Consider the following 18457-nt stretch of genomic DNA (forward strand, 5'->3'; position numbering starts at 1 on the left):
CAATGGCGACGGGCCCTCACACGGTTTTGCGGACGGGTGCGCTCAGCCGGACTTGCCCCGCCCCGACATCGCGTCCCGCACCCGGTCGACCATTCCCGCACCGGGCGCCAGGAGCTTGTTCATCGGGGGCTTGTCCGGCGCGGACGGGTGCGGACGTGTCGGCGCCGTCTTCTTCGCCTGTCGGACCTTGTCGCCCAACTGGTTCAGCGCGTCCGCGGGGCAGGCCTCGCGGAGCCTCGGGAAGAGGTTGCCCTCCTCGTCGGCGACGTGCTCACGGATCTCGCTCATCAGCTTGCCGATCAACCGGTCGAACTCGGCGTCGTCCGCCGCGCAGCCCTCCAGGTCCTTCATGAGCTGCTCGGCCTCGGCGTGGTCCTCGAGTTCCTTGTCCGCGAGGGCACCTCCGTTCGCCACGTGCTCACGGACGGCCGGGTAGAGATACGCCTCCTCCGCCACCGAATGCCGGATCAGCTCGATGGTGGCCTGATCGGCGTACAGCTTGCGGTCCTTGTGACCGGACGGCAGGGCCTCGATCTTGCCGAAGAGCTCCTCGACCTCACGGTGATCGGTCGTCAGCTCGTCGATGACGTTTCCTCCGTGTCCCATGCTTCACCTCCAGCAGGTCGTGGCGGTTACGGAACCGACCCGCCACGGACGTCGGGTCCCCCCACACTCAGTGGGCTAACGCCCCCTTCAGCAGCTGCCCAGCTTGGCCCGGATACCGCCCGCGGCCGCCGCGGGACGTGCCGCGGCCCGGACCGAACGGTGCACCAAGTGGGCGTCGTGCCGCAGGTCTTGGGCCGCGTGCCGGCCGCGCCACAGCAGCGAGGGTGCGCTGCCGGTGTCGTCGGCGGCGATCAGCAGCCCGCCCATCATGGACAGGTTCTTCAGGAAGTGGATGCGCTGCTGGGCGCGGTCGGACGGGTCCTCCGCCTCCCAGTAGCGGTGCGCCGCCAGCGTGGTGGGGACCAACGTCGCCGCGAGGGCCAGCGCGGCCAGCCGCGGGCAGCGGCCGAGCCCGAGCAGGACCCCGCCCGCCACCTGGACGGCGCCGTTGAGCCGTACGAGTTGTTCGGTGTCGTCCGGCAGCGCCGCCACGCGGTCCGCGACCGGCCGCACGATCGGCTCCGCCGCCGGGGCCACGTCCGCGGGCCGGCGCAGGGCGTGCAGACCGCCCGCGACGAACATCGAGGCGAGCATCGGGCGGCCGACCATACGCAGAAGACTCATGACACTCTCTCTCGCTTCTTTCCATGGGTGTCGATGGTTGCCGAGGGTGTGACGCCTACTGGGATCATCAGGTGCCCGGACCCGGCGGCGCCATTCGGCGTCCGGCGCGGTACCGGCGCTCCCCGGCACCGCGCGCGCCGGGGCCGCGCAGGTCACAGGCTGTTGAGGATCTGCGGCGACAGGTTCTTGATCAGGGTGTTGGTCCAGCGCATCTGGCGCAGTGTGTGCGGGTGGCAGGCCGAGGCCAGCCCCAGCAGTTCGCTGTCCCTGGACGCCTGGGCGGCCTGGGCGAGCATCTCCCAGTGCAGCGAGTTCTCCGCGGCGGCGATGTGCAGCTCCCGCAGGTCGCGCAGGAGCAGCAGGCCGGGCTCGGGTCGGCGCACCACCGCCTCCGACGCCTTCTTCCGCAGCGTCGCGAAGACGCCGTCCGACGAGTGGTCCGGCGGGTCGCCGAGCTTCACGTCGTGGTGCGCGGCGACCTCGGCCAGCCGCCGGACGTGTTCGCGGGACCAGACGGCGAGGTCGGTGGCGACGTGATGGACCTCGTGCTCGGTGCGGTGCCGCTCGGCGACGCTCACCAGGTCGTGCGCCAGGTGCCGTTCGCCGCGGTGCAGGGTGCGCAGGGTCAGGGTGATGCCGTTCACTGGGCGCCTTCCTCACGGCCGTGCGGGAACTCGGTCGGCGTCTGTGTCGTGTGCGCCGCCGGTCCGCCGGCGGTGGGTGTCGCGGCGCCGGGGGTGGCGGGCGCCGAGGCGGCGGTGGTCGGTGCCGGGGACGCACTGCCGTCGCCGCGCTCCACGAGGGTGAGGCCGGCCGTGGCCGTCTTGAACAGCGGCTGCTTGGAGGCCGGGTCCCAGTCGGTGATGGTCGTCTCGTTCGCCGCCCGCCCGGGAGTGTCCGGGCCCGGTCCCGACCCGCCCTCGGTGTCCCAGTAGCCGTAGTGGAACGGCACGAACAGCAGGCCCGGCCGGATGCCGGTCACCCGCAGCCGCCCCCGCAGTGAGCCGCGCTTGCTCGTCACGTCGACCAGGTCGCCCTCGCCGAGGCCGAGCCGGTCCGCGTCCGCGGTGGAGATCTCCACCCACACGTCCGGGGCGGCGTCGCGGAGCTGGGGTGCCCGCCCGGTCTTCGTACGGGTGTGGAAGTGGTAGATCGTCCGGCCGGTGGTGAGCTGGAACGGGTACTGCTCGTCCGGCTCCTCGTGCGGCGGCCAGTAGGCGGCGGCCTTCAGCATCGCCTTGCCGCCGGGGTTGAGGGAGCGGTACTCGACCACCTCCTGCGACGCCCCGGTCTCCAGGTCCTTGCCGTAGCTCTCGCACAGGTCCGGGTGGGCCCAGCTGATGCCGTCGGTGTAGAGGCGCGCGGTGCCCTCGGGCGACTCCTCGTCGCAGGGCCACTGGATACCGCTGGTGTCGCGCAGCTTGGCGTAGGACAGGCCGGTGTAGTCGCAGGGGCGGCCAGCGCTGCACCGCTTCCACGCCTCGAACGCCGACTCGGGGTCGTCCCAGGTGATCAGCGGGCCGCCGTCCTTGTCCCGGAAGTCCATGCGCCGGGCGTAGTCCAGGAAGATGTCCAGGTCGGGCTTGGCCTCGCCGGGCGGTTCGACCGCCTTCTCCGACAGGTGCACCGTGCGGTCGGCGTTGGTGAGGGCGCCGGTCTTCTCGCCCCAGGTGGCGGCGGGCAGCACCACGTCGGCCAGTTGCGCCGTCTCCGTCAGGAACAGATCCTGAACGACTGTGAACAGGCGTTTCTGCGTCAGGATCGAGCGGATGCGGGACAGTTCGGGCAGGGACACGGCCGGGTTGGTGCCGCTGATCCACAGCATCCGGATCGAGCCCTGCTCGGCGTACCGGTACATCTGCATCGCGTGCGTGGGCGGCGCGTAGTGCGGGATGGTCTCCGGCTCGACGTTCCACACCTTCGCGAGGTCGGCGACGTGGGAGTCGTTCTGCCAGTTGCGGAAGCCCGGCAGGTCGCCGTTGGCGCCGCACTCGCGGGTGTTCTGGGCGGTGGGCTGGCCGTTCATCTGCAGAAGGCCGGCGCCGGGGCGGCCCAGCATGCCGCGGATCAGGTGCAGGTTGTTGATCTGCACCGCGGCGGCCGTGGCCTGGTGGGACTGGTAGACGCCCTGGAGGACGGTGGAGACCAACGCGTCGGTGGTGCCGACGAGTTCGGCCGCCTCCTCGATCCGGGCGGCGGGGACGTCGCAGATGTCCGCGGCCCACTTGGGCGTGCAGTCGGCGACGCGCTCGGCCAGTTCCTCGAAGCCGACGGTGTGCGCGTCGATGAAGTCGCGGTCGATCCGGTCGTGCCGGATCGTCTCGTGCAGCAGCGCGTTGAGCAGGGCGACGTTGGTGCCGCCGCGCGGCGCGAGGTGCACGGCGGCGTGCCGGGCGACCCGCGTGGGGCGGGGGTCCACGCACAGCAGGCGCGGTGGATCGGTCCCCTCCATCCGGTCCAGCAGCCGCATCCACTGCACGGGCTGGGTCTCGGCGATGTTGTGGCCGAACAGCGCGACCACGTCGGCGTGGTCGAAGTCGTCGTAGCTGCCGGGCTGTCCGTCGCAGCCGAAGGTCTCCTTGAGCGCCTCCGCGGCCGTCGACGTGCACAGGCGGGTGTTGCCGTCGAGGTGGTTGGTGCCGATGCCGGCCCGGGCGAGGACCGTGAGCGTGTAGTACTCCTCCAGGAACAGCTGCCCGGAGGTGTAGAAGCCGATCGAGCCCGGTCCGCGCTCGTCCAGCAGTTCGCGGGAGCGGGCGGCGACCAGGTTCATCGCCGTGTCCCAGTCCGTCTCCTCCAGCCGCCCGTTGCGCCGCACCAGCGGCCGGGTCAGCCGGTCCCGGGAGGCGTTCGCCTGCCAGCCGAACAGGTCCTTCGGGCCGAGCCGGCCGCGGTTGACCCGGTCCACGTCCCGGCCCCGTACGCCCACCATCCGGCCGTCGGCCACCGCGATGTCCATGGCGTCCCCGTCGGAGTGCAGGATCGACGCCGACTGCACCCACCGCTGCACCGCCTCGGGCTCCACCCCGTCCGCGAGGAACGTGTCCACCCGGGCCGGCCAGGTCTCGTGCCGCCCGTAGGGCACTCTGTCGCCCCACGGCTGCGCGATCCGGTCCGCCGTGTCCTCCATTGCCGGCCTCCTGCCAACCGCCGTCACACTGCCGGCCGCCGGGTACCCGGGCGCCACCGATCGAAGCGGACCACTTGTGGGAGCGCTCCCAAGCGGGCAGGATGCTGCGGTGACCTCGACAGCCGCCGTACGCCCGTACCGCCCCGCCGACGCCCCGGCCCTCGACGACATCTGCATCCGCACCGCGCACAACGGCCGGGACAGCAGGCCCGTGTACGCCGACCCCGCCGTCCTGCCCGCCATCTTCGCCGCCCCCTACGTCCACCTGGACCCTGACCTGGCCTTCGTGCTGGACGACGGACGGGGCCGGGCGGTCGGCTACATCCTCGGCACGGCGGACACCCCGCGCTTCGCGGAGGAGTTCCGGGCCAAGTGGCTGCCGCGGGTCGCCGACCGCTACCCGGCACCGGACGGCCCGCCCGGCTCCCCGGACGAGGTCATGGCCGGACTGCTGCACGACCCGGAGCGGATGATCGTCCCCGAACTCGCCGCGTACCCGGCCCATCTCCACATCGACCTGCTGCCCGACTGGCAGGGACACGGTCACGGCCGGGCGCTGATGCGCACGTTCTGGCGGGCACTGCGGGAGCGCGGGGTACCCGCCGTCCACCTGGTCATGGCGACGGCCAACACACCGGCCAGGGCCTTCTACGACCGTATGGGCTTCCACGTGATCGAGGCGGCGGGCCTGGACCCCGCGGACGTCACCTGCCTCGGACGTACGACGGAGGACGCCGGCCGGAGCTGACACACGCGGCGGTCAGGCGGTGCCCAGCCGGTAGACGTTGAAGGCCCGGCGGATGACGGGCTGGGCCACGTTGCGCACCCGCACTCCGCCCGCCGTTATTCCGTGCTCCGAGCCCAGGTGGGCGTGGCCGTGAACGGCGAGGTCCGCGCCGGCCGTGTCGATCGCCTCGGCCAGGAGATAGCTGCCGAGGAACGGGTGGATCTCCGGCGGCTCCCCGGCGAGCGTGTCGGCGACGGGGGAGAAGTGGGTCAGCGCCACCCGGGCCGCGCAGCCCTCGTCGTCCAGCTCCTTCAGCGCGGCGTGCAGGCTGTCCGCCGAGCGGCGTGTGGTGCGGACGAACTCCTTCATGATCGGCTCGCCGAACTCTCCCGCGCTGCGCCCGACGAAGCCGCCGCCGAACCCCTTGGTCCCGGCGATCCCCACCCGGGTCCCGGCGCACTCCACGACGGTCCCCTCGCCCTCCAGGACTCGCACGCCGGCGTCCTGGAGGAGGGCGGTGACCTTCTCGGGCTGCTCGTCGTGGTGGTCGTGGTTGCCGAGCACGGCCACCACCGGCACCGGTAGGTCGCGTACCTCCTGGGCCACCACCCGCGCTTCCTCCGGCGTGCCGTGCCGGGTGAGGTCCCCGGCGAGCAGCAGCAGGTCGGCACAGTCGGGCAGGGTCTCGAAGGCCGGCCGCAGCAGTCCCTGGCTGTCCGGCCCCATGTGGATGTCTCCGACGGCGGCGACGCGGATCATCACAGCTCCTCCGCATGGTCGGGGCCGGCCGTCTCCGCCACCACGACGTCGGTGTGCACGGTGAGCCCGGCCAGCTCCTCGTGGGCGACCCGCAGCACCGTCTCGCGGCACTGCGCGGAAGGCACCGTGCCGGTGAGCACGATCGCGCCGGCCCGGATCTCGGCGCGTACGCCCAGCTCGCCGAGTTCCTCCGCGGCGAGCCGGTCGTGCAGGTGGGCCACGCGGTACTCGACGTTCTCGCCCGCGGCGGAGGTTTCGCTCGCCGCGGGGCCCTGGTGTGCGACGGGGTCGCTCATCGCTGCTCCTCCTTCGCGGAGTGGGACGGGGAGATGATCTCCAGCCGTTCGAGGATGAAGAAGAACGCGGCGGGCATCGGGGCCTCCCCGCAGTCGCGGCGCAGCTCCTCCCAGTCGATCTTCTCCCGCAGTGTGCGGGCGATCGGCAGTACCGCCCCGAAGTCGCAGTGGTGCTCCGAGAAGGCCGCCAGCAGACCGCGCAGCAGATCGGTCGGCGACAGGACCGGCATGAGCACCGAGTCGACCGAGAGGTCCTGGGCCCGCGCCAGCAACTGTGTCGTGACGGGCTCGTGCGCCAGCTCGAAGATGAGGTCGACCTGCTGTCCCAGGCAGTTCGCCTTCAGCAGCCAGTCCTCGGGCGGCGTGTACACCGCCAGACCCGCCTCCCGCAGCGATGCGGCGACGGCCTCCGCGTCGTCGGGCCGGATGCAGAAGTCGACGTCGTGCTGGAGGTTCTGGGTGCCGCCGTGCGCGTACACGGCCACGCTGCCGGCCAGCGCGAACGGGTGCTCCTTCTTCTTCAGGATCGAGCCCACCTGCTTGGCCGCCTGCAGGATCGCCTGATTGCGGTCGAGCGGGAGATCCTCGTGGCGTGCGTCGTTCTGAGGGACGAGTTCGGGGTCCCCCGCTGCCAGACGGAGCTCGGAAACGCCGGCGCGCTGGTCGAGAGCGTGGTCGTCGGCGGGCTGCGTCATTGCTGTCCCCTTCCCGGGCTGTCGCCTTCTGCCGGGCCGGATCAGTCTGAATCAGACTGTGTCGGGCCGGTCCTCCGCTGGGTTCCGGGTACCCGGCGCGGTAACGCCGACACGAACCCGTCCCGGAGGTGAGGCGCCGGCAGGAATCCGGGCACTCGGGCGGCATGAACGACAAGCAGGCGCAGCAGCGGACCGGGCCCGAGGACCGCCGGACGGTGGAACGGCTGGTGGCCGCGTGGCTGGCGGAGACCGAGGACCACGACCATGCCGCGGCCCACGAGGCCCGCGCCGGCTGGGAACGGGGCGCCCTGTCCGAGCGGGCCGCCCAGGACCTGGCCACCTGGGTCACCGCGAGGATCACGGACACCGGTTTCACCGAGGACGAGGGCCCCTACGTGGAAGGACCCGTCCGCATCACCCCGTCGGACAAGGACACCGTGCACGACTGGCTGCGTGCCCAAGGGCACCCGGTCTGACCTGTCGGGGACCGCGCCGCGACGGCGTCAGCAGACCGGCGGCCGCCATTCGAACATCAGGATCGTCGCGTCGTCCCGCAGCCGCCCGCCGGTCTGCGAGTCCAGGAGCGAGTGGATCAGACGCCGCAGTGACTCGGGCGCCAGCTCGCCGCCCGCCGTGGCCCGGATGACGTAGTCCGCGAACCGTTCGAGCCCGAACAGCTCCTCCTCCCGGGTGCGCGCCTCCGTGACCCCGTCGGTGTACATCAGCACCCGGTCACCGGGCTCGAGCCTCATCTCGTGCGTCTGGCGCGGCTCGGCGGACAGGAGCGCCGGCGCGCCCATCGGCGGGTCGGCGTCCCGCTCCAGGGCGTCGACGATCAACTGCTCGCCCCGGATCAGGAGAGGCGCCGGGTGCCCGCAGTTGCTCCAGCGCAGCAGGCCGGTCTCGAACTCCAACTGGGCGAGGACCGCGGTGCAGTACTGCTCCGGCAGCCAGCGGGCCAGCGCGTCGTCGACGCACTCCACGAGCGTGGGCAGGTCGGCGCCGTTGCGCCGGGCGTTGCGGCAGGCGGCCAGCGCCACCGCGCTGGTCAGCCCGGAAGCCAGGTCGTGCCCCATGGAGTCGATGACCGAGACGTGCAGTGCCGTCTGGGTGAGCGAGTGGTCGAAGGCGTCCCCGCCGAGTTCGTAGGCCGGTTCGAGGACGGCCGTCGACACGACGTGCGAGTTGCCGATGGTGCGCGGCGGCAGAAACGCGCGGAGCATCTCCGAGGGGAGGTGCATCGGCCGGGTACGGGTGCGCCGGACGAACGAGTCCTCGAAGGCCCGCTTCGAGGTGATCATCATGGCCAGGAGCGAGGCCAGCGCCCGGCCCCGGGTCAGGGTGGCGGAGGTGAGCGCCGACGAGTGCACCGCCAGCACGCCGAGCCGCTCCGCACCGTCCACCAGGGGCAGCCACGCCGTGACGCCGCCCGTGTCCGACTCCTCCACACGCAGCGCCTGGGTGCGATAGGCCCAGCCGGCGAGAGAGCCGTCGACGGGGATGGCCGATGCCACGTCGGTCTGCGGTACGAGATGCCGTTGCTGCAGGTCGACGAGGTAGACCACCGCGTGCTGGAGATCCAGGGCCTTCGTGCACCGGGCCACCGCGTTGGCCAGGTCCAGGGTCAGATGGGCCGGATCGGCGAGGAACTCCTGCAGCAGCGCATCGCTCGCCTCTGGCGTCGACACCTCGTCTCCCCTCGTCGAGAAACCCGTCGTGGCGGGGCACACTGCGCAGCAGTCTGGCACCGGGCGTCCCGCCCCGCCCGTCGAGCGGATCACCGCCGAAGCGCTTCGGTCCGGGCAGACAGGGCACGCGTCAGGTCGTACGACACCGAGCGCGAAGGAGTGGTGCCGCATGACCGAGTACGAGCGTTCCCGCACCATGCCCGCCCATCCCGAGCAGGTCTTCGACCAGGCCGCGAACGTCGGGCAGCTGGGCACCTGGCTGCCCCGGGACCTGCACGTGGAGCCCGAGGACCCGCCGGCGGTCACCGTGCACGAGGACCGCACCGACCAGGACACCTCCGCGCTGCTGAGCGCCCGGCCCGAGCAGATGCGGCTCGAATGGGGCACCCGCGACCAGGGCAGCTACGCCGGCTGGCTGCAGGTCGCCGGACTCGACAGCGGGGCCAGCGAGGTGACGGTGCACCTGTCGTTCTTCGACGAGGGCCACGACCCCGGGCAGCACACGGTGGCCGACGCCCTCGACAGCAGCCTGCGCCGTCTGGAGGAGCAGGTGCGGATGCGCATCGACAACGCGGCCGGGTGAATTCGTAGCAGGGACAAGGGCAACCCTTCGCCCTTATGTCGGGTCGTACGGGTCGTACGGGGAAAAGGACGACCGATACCGACGAACCGACATGGGGGACACATGCACGTCCGTAACCGAGGGGCCCGCGCCGCCGTGACCGCGCTGGCGGCCGGTGCCGCGGTCGCCGTGGCCGCGGTCCCGGCGACCGCGGCGACGCCGCAGATCGATCCTCCCGCCTTCCTGGAGCCGGCCGAACTGCCGCCGCATCCCACCTCCGACTGGTACGCCGGACCGGTCACCGCCGGGCAGCCGGAGCCGCTGCCCATGTGCGTCGGCGAGGCGCTGCCGTCCACCGCCTCCCACCGCCGGTACTGGACCGAGTACGACACCGGCGCCCTCCAGGTCACGGTCGTCGAGCGCAGCCCGCGGCAGGCCAGGGAGTTCGCCGCCCTGCTGCGCAAGAACCTCGCCGACTGCGCGCGGAAGGTGATGGAGCAGTACCCCGACATCACCGCCACGCAGAAGTACTACGGCCGGCTGAACGTGGAGGAGGGCGCCCACGTCTACGGCGTCCACACGGTCGCCGAGTGGGGCGCCTCCGACATCGGCCTGTTCTCGGTGGGCCGGGACGGCAGGACCGTGACCGTCGTGCAGTGGGGTCAGATGGGCACCTTCGCGCACGCCCAGGTGGCCGACTTCAAGGCCACCACGGTCACGGCCGTCGACAAGCTGAACTGAACGGTCGCGGCGGTCACCCCCTAGGTCACGGCGGGCGGCCCGCCGTCCGGGCCGAGGACGGCCCGCTGACCGTGCCGGCAGTGCACGATCCGGTCCGCGAGGCCCTTGCGGTCGGTCTCGGCCAGAAAGGCGTCGAGCGGGGAGCGGAAGACGGTGTAGTCGTCGTAGTGCACCGGCAGGATCAGCCGGGGATCGAGGCGCCGGGCCAGCTCCGCGCCCTGGCGTCCGTCCATGGTCACCACGAAACCGCCGGGCAGCGTCGTCCCGCCCAGGTGCAGCACGGCCAGGTCCAGTCCGGGAAAGCGCCGGGCGATCTCGTCCAGTCCGTCGAAGAGCAGCGTGTCGCCGGACACGTAGAGGCGGTGCAGCGGCGGACCGCCGGCCGGGCCGAACTCCAGCAGACTGCCCATCACCGGCGGCAGCAGACGCCGCAGCGCGGGATGCCCGGCGTGCCGGCCGGGCAGCGCCGTGATGCGCACCTGGGCGTCCCCCTGCCGCACGGTCTCCTCCTGCCAGGTGCGCAGCCCCACGGCTCGGTGGAACCCGTGCACGCCTTGCAGCCGGCGCGAGGCGTGCGGCGTGGTGACGATCGGCAGCGACCGGGACAGGTGCCGCCGGGCCCTGCGGTCCCAGTGGTCGCCGTGCAGATGGGACAGCAGCACGGCGTCGAGCCGCGGCAGATCGCCGGGACCGAGCGCGGGCTCGGTGAGACGGCGGCTCACCAGGCCGTACCCGAGGTGGGCGCGCTCGCCGCGGTGAAGGAAGTTCGGGTCCGTGAGCAGGCTCAGCTCGCGGTACCGGAGCAGCACGGTGGCGTTGCCGACGAAGTGGATCCGAAGGGAGTCGTCCGGGGACGGCGACATGGGGGTGGTCCGATCCTGTCGGGGAGTACCTGTTGGGCAGTACTTGTCCGGGAGTGCCTGTCCGGTCCGGATGCCCGGGCCGGGTCCTCATGGGAGGACGGAGTACCCCTCCCACGCACGCTCACCCGCCCCGCCCCGTGCCGTGCCCCACCGCCGACCCGCCCGGACGGGCCAGGTGTCCGCGTGGCGGCCCGGGGCACTCGCCGGCCATGGACGCACACCGCCGCCCGCTGATGGACCGCACTCTGCCCCTGCTGACCGAGGGGTACGCCTGGCTGCCCAACCGCATGCGAGACAGCACGGACTCCATGGTGCGCACCCGGCTGCTCGGCAAGCCCGCGCTGGCCGTGCGCGGACCGGAGGCGGTGCGCTTCTTCTACGACGAGGGCAACGTCCACCGCCACGGCGCCATCCCCGCACCCGTGCTTGACACGCTGTTCGGGCAGGGCGCGGTCCACACCCTCGACGGGGACGCCCACCGCGCCCGCAAGGAGTTGTTCCTTCCGCTGCTCGACCCCGGCCGCGTCACCGACCTCACCGAGCACGTCGCCGCGGCCTGGGACGAGGCCGCACGCTCCTGGAGCGAACGCCCCCGCGTCGTGCTGTTCGACGAGGCGGGCGTGGTGCTCACCCGAGGGGTCTGCCGCTGGGCCGGGCTCCCGGCGGAGGCCGTCGACGCGGAGCCACTGGCGCGGGACCTGATCGCCATGGTGGACGGCTTCGCCACGCCAGGGCCCCGCCATCTGCGGGGCCGCCGCGCCCGCGTCCGGCAGGAGGCCCGTATGGCCCGCCTGATCGAGGACGTACGGTCCGGGAAGGTCACCGCCCCCGTGGGCTCGGTCCTGGAGCGGGTCGCCCGGCACCACGACGCGCCGGAGGCGCCACTGGACGCCGGGACGGCGGCGGTGGAACTGCTGAACGTGCTGCGCCCCACGGCAGCCGTGAGCTGGTTCGTGGCCTTCGCCGCCCACGCCCTGCACCGGTGGCCGGCCCACCGGGAGCGGCTGCGCGCGGGTGACGGCGCGTTCGCCACGGCGTTCGCGCACGAGGTCCGCCGCTTCTACCCGTTCGCCCCGTTCCTCGGCGGTCGGACCGTCAAGGAGCTGACCTGGCACGGCGAGTCCGTCCCCGCCGGCGGGATGCTGCTGCTCGACGTCTACGGCCAGAACCACGACGAGAAGCTCTGGGGCGACCCGTACACCTTCAGGCCACAACGGTTCCTGGAACGGCCCGCCGACCCCGACGAGCTGATCCCGCAGGGCGGCGGCGATCCGGCCACCGGTCACCGCTGCCCCGGCGAGCGCGTCACCGTGGGCCTGCTGGAGTCCCTTGCGGTGCGGCTGGCGCGTCTGGAGTACACGGTCCCCGAGCAGGACCTGCGCATCTCCCTGCGCCGCGTCCCGACCCGTCCGCGCAGCGGCTTCGCCGTCACCGGCGTACGCGTGCCCTGACCCCGGGTCAGGACGTACGGTCGCCGCCCTTGTGTCCCTCACCCGGCTCCACCGCGTCGCGCCGCCCGGTCTGCTCCGCCTGGTCGAGCCGGGCGAGGCCGGGGTGGTGCAGGTCGAAGGCCGGCGACTCGGAGCGCACGCGCGGCAGTTCCCGGAAGTTGTGGCGGGGCGGAGGGCAGGACGTGGCCCACTCCAGCGAGCGCCCGTAGCCCCAGGGATCGTCGACCTCGATCGGCCGACCGTACTTGGCGGTCCTCCACACGTTGTACAGGAACGGCAGTGTGGACAGGCCCAGCAGGAACGCGCCGACGGAGGAGAGGGTGTTGAGGGCCGTGAATCCGTCGACGGCCAGGTAGTCGGCGTACCGGCGCGGCATGCCCTCGACGCCGAGCCAGTGCTGCACCAGGAACGTGGTGTGGAAGCCCACGAACAGCGTCCAGAAGTGCACCTTCTCCAGCCGGTGGTCGAGCATGCGGCCCGTCATCTTCGGCCACCAGAAGCTGAATCCGCCGAACATCGCGAACACGATCGTGCCGAACAGGACGTAGTGGAAGTGCGCCACGACGAAGTACGAGTCGGTGACGTGCCAGTCCAGCGGTGGTGAGCCGAGGATCACTCCGGTCAGACCCCCGAAGAGGAACGTCACCAGGAAGCCGGCCGCCCACAGCATCGGCGGCTCGAAGGACAGGGACCCCCTCCACATCGTGCCGATCCAGTTGAAGAACTTCACCCCGGTGGGGACGGCGATGAGGTACGTCAGGAAGGAGAAGAACGGCAGCAGCACGGCACCGGTGGCGAACATGTGGTGCGCCCAGACGGTGGCCGACAGCCCGGCGATGGCGATGGTGGCGCCGACCAGGCCCATGTAACCGAAGATCGGCTTACGGGCGAAGACCGGGATGATCTCGGTGATCACCCCGAAGAACGGCAGCGCGAGGATGTACACCTCGGGATGGCCGAAGAACCAGAACAGGTGCTGCCACAGGATCGCACCGCCGTTCTCCGCGTCGAACACGTGCGCACCGAAGTGCCGGTCCGCCTCCAGCACCAGCAGCGCCGCCGCCAGCACCGGGAACGCCAGCAGCACCAGGACCGAGGTCAGCAGCACGTTCCAGACGAAGATCGGCATACGGAAGATCGTCAGGCCGGGTGCGCGCACGCAGATGATCGTGGTGATGAAGTTGACCGACCCCAGGATGGTGCCGAACCCGGACAGCGCCAGCCCCATGATCCACAGATCACCGCCGAGGTAGGGGGACCGGACCGGCCCGCTGAGCGGGGTGTAGGCGGTCCAGCCGAAGTCCGCGGCGCCCTGCGGGGTGAGGAAGCCGCCGAGCACGATCAGACCGCCGAAGAGGAACAGCCAGTACGCCAGCATGTTCAGCCGCGGGAAGGCCACGTCGGGCGCACCGATCTGCAACGGCATGACGGCGTTGGCGAATCCGGCGAAGGTCGGGGTGGCGAACAGCAGCAGCATGATCGTGCCGTGCATCGTGAACGCCTGGTTGTACTGCTCGTTGGAGAGCAGTTGCAGGCCCGGCCGGGCCAACTCCATCCGGATCAGCATCGCCAGTACCCCGGCGATCAGGAAGAACGCGAACGACGTGATGAGATACAGGTGGCCGATGCGCTTGTGGTCGGTCGTGGTCAGCCAGGAGACGACCACCCGCCCCTTGCCGCGGTGTTCCGCCGCCGGGACCGGCGCGATCGGTTCGGTCTGTGTCGCCATCCGACCAGAGCAGCCGACCCGCGGCAGCCTGTGTCGACGCCACGTCACGCGACCACCCATGTAGGGCCGGTTGGCTGATCGTTTCTATCCGTCCGGGTGTGTCGTCACCTCGGAGGGACGAAGCGGCCGTCACCCGAATGGCCCCCGCACAGTACTGGTGACGGCCGATCCGGTGTCTCCTGGAGAGTGTCAGCGGCGTCCAGGCTGGGAGGCCGATCATGTACGAAATGTGCGTGGGCCCGGAGAAGGCGGGCGGAGCGTTGGTGTGGCACGTGATGGCCAAACAGGCCGCGGCCACCCTGTGCGGACAGCGGCTCCGCGAACGTATCGAAGCATCCGACGGTGAACGGGCACGTCACTGCCCTGACTGCATGGCTTCCTTCGAGAAGTTGATGGCAGTCACGCCGTGCTGACGGACCGTCCGCAACTGTCCGCCCCGTCGCATCCCGCGGCGGGGCGGACTGCGGATCGCGCACCGCGTGACACCGCGGACCGCGTGGGGCGGTCGACGGGAGCCGTGGCGGGCGGTCGGCGTGATTGTCGGCTGGGTGCATGGTCATAGAGCTGGGCTGCTCCGGTGATCTTTCGCCGGGTGGGGCGCCGCGGACTCTCCCCGCGGTGCGGCAGCCGATTGACTGGCGGTGCGGCCGACCCGGCGCGGTGCGAGTGCCGTCGGTTTCCGCTTTCCGCCAACGTGTCCTGCCAACGTGAGGAGCAGTACGTGTCGCAGATGACCGACTCGGCCCCGGTAGGTGCCTTTCCGCGTCTGGACTGGGTCGACGACGTGCTCTCGCCCGCCCTGCGGGCCGCGGTCGAGTCGCTGCCGGCCGCGGAGAGCCTGGTGGCCCGGTACCACCGGGGCTGGTGCGAGGCCGACGGCGCACCCCGCGCGGCCGAGTTCGGCGGCGGCAAGGCCGTGCGCCCGGCGCTCACCCTGCTGTCGGCGGTGGCCGTCGGAGGGAGCCCGGCGGCCGCGGTGCCCGGCGCCGTGGCGGTCGAGCTGGTGCACGACTTCACCCTGCTGCACGACGACGTCATCGACGGCGACGCGCTGCGCCGCCACCGGCCCGCCGCCTGGTCGCTGTTCGGGACCCCGGCCGCCGTACTGACCGGAGACGCGCTGCTGGTCGCGGCGCTGCGCGCACTGGCCCAGGCCCCGCCGGGGCGGGCCGAGGCAGCCGTGCAGGAACTCGTGGGCGCCCTCCTGGAACTGGTGGAGGGGCAGAGCAACGACGTCGCGTTCGAGAAGGCCCACGAGGTGTCGGTCGCGGACTACCTGGACATGGCCGCCGGCAAGACGGGCGCCCTGATCGGCTGCGCCTGCGCGCTGGGCGGCGTGCTGGCCGGCGCGGACGACGTCCGGGTCGGCGGCCTGCGGGAGTTCGGCCGGCGACTCGGCGTGGCGTTCCAGTGCGCGGACGACATCCTCGGCATCTGGGGCCGTACCGCGCGCAGCGGCAAGCCGGTCGGCGCGGACCTCGCCGCGCGCAAGAAGTCACTGCCGGTGGCGGCGGCCCTCGCGGCTCCGGGCGCGGAGGCCGAGCGGCTGCGCGAGTTGTACCGCGCACCGCACCCACTGGACGAGGCCGGCATCGACCTGGCGCGTCACCTCGTGGAGCGGGCCGGCGGACGGCAGGCGGCCGAGGAGGAGGCCCGCCGCCAGATGGCGGCCGCGCTGCGGTCCCTGTCGCTGGCCCGGCCGACCGCCGACGCCTACCGCCAACTGCACGACATCGCCTGGGCGATGACCCGCCGCGAATCCTGACCCGGACCCTCCCACGCCACCCCGGTGGCCGCGCCGAGGCTGCCCGCCGAGGCCCCGATCCGACGAAACACAGTGGAGCCGTGCAGCACACCGAGCACAGCGCAACGCCTCCGGGTGACTTTCCGGCCGTCGCCGCCTACGGGCTGCAAGTGGCCCGGGGGACCCAATCGGTGCTGCGCAACGTCAGTTTCACCATCCCCCGCGGCCGCATCGTCGGACTGCTGGGCCCGAGCGGCTGCGGCAAGACCACCCTGCTGCGCTGCGTGGTCGGCGTCCAGCAGCCCAGTGGCGGCCATGTCCAGGTGCTCGGCCACGCGGCGGGCGCCTGGCCGCTGCGCACCCGCGTCGGCTACGTCACCCAGGCACCCTCCGTGTACGCGGACCTGACGGTCCTGGAGAACCTGCGGTACTTCGCCGCCGCCCTCGGCATGCGGGGCTGGCACCGGGAGGACGCCGTGGTCCGCGTCGTGAAGGAGGTGGACCTCGTGGCGTACGCGGACCAGCCGGTCGCGCGGCTGTCGGGCGGTCAGTACTCGCGGGTCTCCCTGGCCGTGGCCCTGCTGAACCGCCCCGACCTGCTGGTGATGGACGAACCGACGGTCGGCCTCGACCCGATGGTGCGCCGGGAGCTGTGGCTGGTCTTCCAGCGGCTCGCCGAGGAGGGCACCACGCTCCTGGTCTCCAGCCACGTCATGGACGAGGCCGACCGCTGCGACCGGCTGCTGCTGATGCGCTCGGGCCGGCTCCTGGCCAGCGCCGACCGGAACAGCCTGCTCGAACACACCGGCTGCGACGAGGTGGAGGAGGCGTTCCTGCACCTCGTCAGGGCGGCGGCGGCGGCCGAGGCGCGGGCCCGGCAGCACGACGCCGTCGACGGCCTCTCGCCCCACCTGCTCGACCAGCCCGGCGCGCCCGACGCCGAACGCACCTTCTTCGCTGCGGACACCCTCACATGACTGCCACCCACCTGACCGACCGGCTGCCGTTCTCACCCGGCATCACCTCCGCGACCGCGGTACGGGTGCTGCAGCAGATCTCCCGCGACCGCGGCAGCACCGCCCTGCTGCTGGGCATCCCCTGCATGCTCATGGTGCTGCTCAAGCTGATGTTCCACGACTCCGAGGAGACCTTCGAACGGGTCGGGCCCCAGGTCTTCGGCATCTTCCCGGTCATCGTGATGTACCTGGTGGCGTCCGTGTCGACGCTCAGGGAACGCACCTCCGGCACCGCGGAGCGGCTGCTGACCATGCCGGTACGGCGGCTGGACATCGTCCTCGGCTACAGCCTCGCGTTCGCGTTCCTGGCGTTCCTCCAGGCGGTGCTGTCCACGCTGCTCGCGGTGGGCCCGCTGGGCCTGGACATCAAGGGCCCCGCCTATCTGCTGATGGTCATCGCCATGCTCGGTGCCCTGCTGGGCCTGGCCCTCGGCCTGTTGGTGAGCGCTTTCGCCCGCAACGAGTTCCAGGCGGTGCAGTTCCTGCCGGCCGGAGTCCTGCCCCAGTTCCTGGTGTGCGGGCTGTTCGTGCCCCGGGAGGAGATGCACGGCGCGCTGGCGGCGGTGGCCCGCGCGATGCCGATGACGTACGCGGTGCAGGCGGCGGGCGAGGCGGCCACGCACGACGGCGTCACCGGGCTGTTCGTCCGGGACGCGGTGCTGATCCTCGTATGCGTGGTCGTGGTGCTCGTGGCCAGCGCCGCCACGCTCAAACGACGATGAGGGCCGTCCACCGACGGCCCTCACCCGGGTACCCCTGCTGCCTGGTCCGGTTAGCGCGCCAGACCCCAGGAGAAGCCGCCGGAGACGCTGCCGAACTTCGGGATCTCGAACGGGCCGAAGTGCATCGGCGGCTCGTGGCCGCCGTTGAACCCGCCGCCACCACCGCCGGGGCCGGGCGAGGCGACGGCCGGAGCCGACACCGGCGCGGCACTGGCGGCCGACACGGCCCCGCCCGCCGTCAGGGCCAAAGCGGCCAAGGACACCACGACGGCGCGGCGCAGCGAAAACGACATGAAAAACCTCCGAAATGATTCACGGAAAGAGGGGAAGCGGGCAATTGCCAGCCTAGTCAGTACAGCTCCCCCGGGCCGCCAACGAAAGGCTGAATTCCCCCGAATGAAGCGGTGGATACACCAGCAGAAAACGCGATGAACGTCACTGAAGCAGTAGTCGGAAATGAAAGGTGCAATCAATATGACCGGGATGCGGCGGACGGTGCTCGTCCTCTGCGCGGTCCTCACCGCCCTGCACGCAGCCACGGTGCCCGCCTGGGCGGGGCCGCCGCCCGCACCGACCCCGCCCACCCCCTACCGGGCGCCCCTGTGGCCGGTGCCCGAGCCGGGCCGGTGGCAGTCCGCGCCCGGTCCGGCGGCGTCCGGCCCGGCCGCCGCCGAGGGGCCCCGGCCGCAGGCGGGCCGCCCCGGCGCCGTGGACGACCGCATGGTCGCCGCCGTCAACCGGCAGCGGAAGAAGGCCGGCTGCTCTGCCGTGCGGCTGCACGCGGCGCTGAGCAGGGCCGCCCGGAAGCACAGTGCCGCGATGGCGCGAAGCCGTCGGCTGACCCACACCGGAGCCGACGGCAGCAGCCCCGCCGACCGGATGCGGGCCGCCGGCTACCGGGTCGGCTCCGCCGGCGAGAACGTCACCGCCGGGTCCGACACCGCGGAGGCCGCGGTCACCGCGTGGATGCGCAGCGCCCCGCACCGCGACATCCTCCTCACCTGCCGCTACACCCACGCGGGCGTCGGCAGGGCGAAGGGCTCCGGCGGCCCCTGGTGGACCCTCGACCTGGCCTCCGGCCGGTGAGGCGTCCGCACCTGCCGA

The 18457-nt window shown here is 72.1% G+C and carries 20 protein-coding genes; 9 read left to right on the forward strand and 11 right to left on the reverse strand.

Annotated features, from left to right (window positions below; translation table 11 throughout):
* Window positions 1–42: 42 nt before the first annotated feature.
* The 4 genes from RI578_RS36105 to RI578_RS36120 form a co-directional block, all read right to left on the reverse strand.
* A complete protein-coding gene (locus RI578_RS36105; protein ID WP_310875001.1) occupies window positions 43–606 on the reverse strand; it encodes a hemerythrin domain-containing protein in 564 nt (187 codons plus the stop codon).
* An 87-nt stretch (window positions 607–693) separates the two neighbouring features.
* Window positions 694–1230, reverse strand: coding sequence for a DoxX family protein (locus RI578_RS36110; RefSeq protein ID WP_310875002.1), 537 nt, complete (start codon window positions 1228–1230; stop codon window positions 694–696).
* A gap of 152 nt (window positions 1231–1382) precedes the next feature.
* Window positions 1383–1874, reverse strand: a complete 492-nt coding sequence (locus tag RI578_RS36115; protein WP_310875003.1) for a hypothetical protein — start codon at window positions 1872–1874, stop codon at window positions 1383–1385.
* Entirely contained in the window at window positions 1871–4360 is a 2490-nt protein-coding gene (locus RI578_RS36120; RefSeq protein ID WP_310875004.1) for a nitrate reductase, read from the reverse strand. Before RI578_RS36120 ends, RI578_RS36115 begins: the two co-directional genes overlap by 4 nt.
* Window positions 4361–4469: 109 nt before the next feature.
* Between RI578_RS36120 and RI578_RS36125 the strand changes: the two genes are divergently transcribed.
* Complete coding sequence (locus RI578_RS36125) at window positions 4470–5108, forward strand: N-acetyltransferase (RefSeq protein WP_310875005.1); 639 nt, start codon at window positions 4470–4472, stop codon at window positions 5106–5108.
* Between the two features lie 12 nt (window positions 5109–5120).
* Here the strand turns inward: RI578_RS36125 and RI578_RS36130 are convergent, their stop codons facing one another.
* Genes RI578_RS36130 through RI578_RS36140 form a run of 3 tightly spaced genes read right to left on the reverse strand, consistent with a single transcriptional unit; the run spans window position 5121 to window position 6837 of the window.
* Complete coding sequence (locus tag RI578_RS36130; protein ID WP_310875006.1) at window positions 5121–5846, reverse strand: metallophosphoesterase; 726 nt, start codon at window positions 5844–5846, stop codon at window positions 5121–5123.
* Window positions 5846–6142, reverse strand: coding sequence for a BON domain-containing protein (locus RI578_RS36135; RefSeq protein ID WP_310875007.1), 297 nt, complete (start codon window positions 6140–6142; stop codon window positions 5846–5848). The genes RI578_RS36130 and RI578_RS36135 overlap by 1 nt, the downstream gene beginning before the upstream one ends.
* Window positions 6139–6837 (reverse strand): nucleotidyltransferase family protein, encoded by a 699-nt coding sequence (locus RI578_RS36140; RefSeq protein WP_310875008.1) that lies wholly within the window; start codon window positions 6835–6837, stop codon window positions 6139–6141. Before RI578_RS36140 ends, RI578_RS36135 begins: the two co-directional genes overlap by 4 nt.
* A 164-nt stretch (window positions 6838–7001) precedes the next feature.
* Between RI578_RS36140 and RI578_RS36145 the strand changes: the two genes are divergently transcribed.
* A complete protein-coding gene (locus RI578_RS36145; protein ID WP_310875009.1) occupies window positions 7002–7313 on the forward strand; it encodes a hypothetical protein in 312 nt (103 codons plus the stop codon).
* Window positions 7314–7340: 27 nt separating this feature from the next.
* Here RI578_RS36145 and RI578_RS36150 read toward each other — a convergent pair whose 3' ends face one another.
* On the reverse strand, window positions 7341–8525 hold the full coding sequence (locus RI578_RS36150) for a PP2C family protein-serine/threonine phosphatase (protein WP_310875010.1): 1185 nt from the start codon (window positions 8523–8525) through the stop codon (window positions 7341–7343).
* Window positions 8526–8694: 169 nt separating this feature from the next.
* Between RI578_RS36150 and RI578_RS36155 the strand changes: the two genes are divergently transcribed.
* The gene (locus RI578_RS36155; RefSeq protein ID WP_310875011.1) at window positions 8695–9108 is read left to right on the forward strand and encodes an SRPBCC family protein; all 414 of its coding nucleotides are present in this window, start codon (window positions 8695–8697) and stop codon (window positions 9106–9108) included.
* A gap of 102 nt (window positions 9109–9210) precedes the next feature.
* A complete protein-coding gene (locus RI578_RS36160; protein ID WP_310875012.1) occupies window positions 9211–9828 on the forward strand; it encodes a hypothetical protein in 618 nt (205 codons plus the stop codon).
* 20 nt (window positions 9829–9848) lie between these two features.
* Here RI578_RS36160 and RI578_RS36165 read toward each other — a convergent pair whose 3' ends face one another.
* Window positions 9849–10691 (reverse strand): MBL fold metallo-hydrolase, encoded by an 843-nt coding sequence (locus tag RI578_RS36165; RefSeq protein WP_310875013.1) that lies wholly within the window; start codon window positions 10689–10691, stop codon window positions 9849–9851.
* Window positions 10692–10900: 209 nt separating this feature from the next.
* Here RI578_RS36165 and RI578_RS36170 point away from each other — a divergent pair, with 209 nt between their 5' ends.
* Window positions 10901–12142 carry a cytochrome P450 gene (locus RI578_RS36170; RefSeq protein WP_310875014.1) on the forward strand — a complete coding sequence of 414 codons (1242 nt, stop codon included), beginning with the start codon at window positions 10901–10903 and terminating at the stop codon, window positions 12140–12142.
* Between the two features lie 7 nt (window positions 12143–12149).
* On the opposite strand, the gene ctaD is transcribed toward RI578_RS36170, so the two are convergent.
* The gene (gene ctaD, locus RI578_RS36175) at window positions 12150–13871 is read right to left on the reverse strand and encodes a cytochrome c oxidase subunit I (RefSeq protein WP_310875015.1); all 1722 of its coding nucleotides are present in this window, start codon (window positions 13869–13871) and stop codon (window positions 12150–12152) included.
* Between the two features lie 730 nt (window positions 13872–14601).
* Here ctaD and RI578_RS36180 point away from each other — a divergent pair.
* The 3 genes from RI578_RS36180 to RI578_RS36190 all read left to right on the forward strand — a co-directional run bounded on the left by RI578_RS36180 (window position 14602) and on the right by RI578_RS36190 (window position 17353).
* On the forward strand, window positions 14602–15636 hold the full coding sequence (locus RI578_RS36180; RefSeq protein ID WP_310875955.1) for a polyprenyl synthetase family protein: 1035 nt from the start codon (window positions 14602–14604) through the stop codon (window positions 15634–15636).
* Between the two features lie 80 nt (window positions 15637–15716).
* Window positions 15717–16592, forward strand: coding sequence for an ABC transporter ATP-binding protein (locus tag RI578_RS36185; protein ID WP_310875016.1), 876 nt, complete (start codon window positions 15717–15719; stop codon window positions 16590–16592).
* Window positions 16589–17353: an ABC transporter permease gene (locus RI578_RS36190; protein ID WP_310875017.1), complete on the forward strand. Its 765-nt coding sequence runs from the start codon at window positions 16589–16591 to the stop codon at window positions 17351–17353. Before RI578_RS36185 ends, RI578_RS36190 begins: the two co-directional genes overlap by 4 nt.
* Before the next feature lie 50 nt (window positions 17354–17403).
* Here the strand turns inward: RI578_RS36190 and RI578_RS36195 are convergent, their stop codons facing one another.
* Window positions 17404–17646 carry a hypothetical protein gene (locus tag RI578_RS36195; RefSeq protein ID WP_310875018.1) on the reverse strand — a complete coding sequence of 81 codons (243 nt, stop codon included), beginning with the start codon at window positions 17644–17646 and terminating at the stop codon, window positions 17404–17406.
* 181 nt (window positions 17647–17827) lie between these two features.
* On the opposite strand from RI578_RS36195, the gene RI578_RS36200 reads away from it, so the two are divergent.
* A complete protein-coding gene (locus tag RI578_RS36200) occupies window positions 17828–18439 on the forward strand; it encodes a CAP domain-containing protein (RefSeq protein WP_310875019.1) in 612 nt (203 codons plus the stop codon).
* Window positions 18440–18457: the final 18 nt, after the last annotated feature.

This window comes from Streptomyces sp. BB1-1-1, assembly GCF_031597775.1.
GTDB classification, from domain to species: domain Bacteria; phylum Actinomycetota; class Actinomycetes; order Streptomycetales; family Streptomycetaceae; genus Streptomyces; species Streptomyces thinghirensis.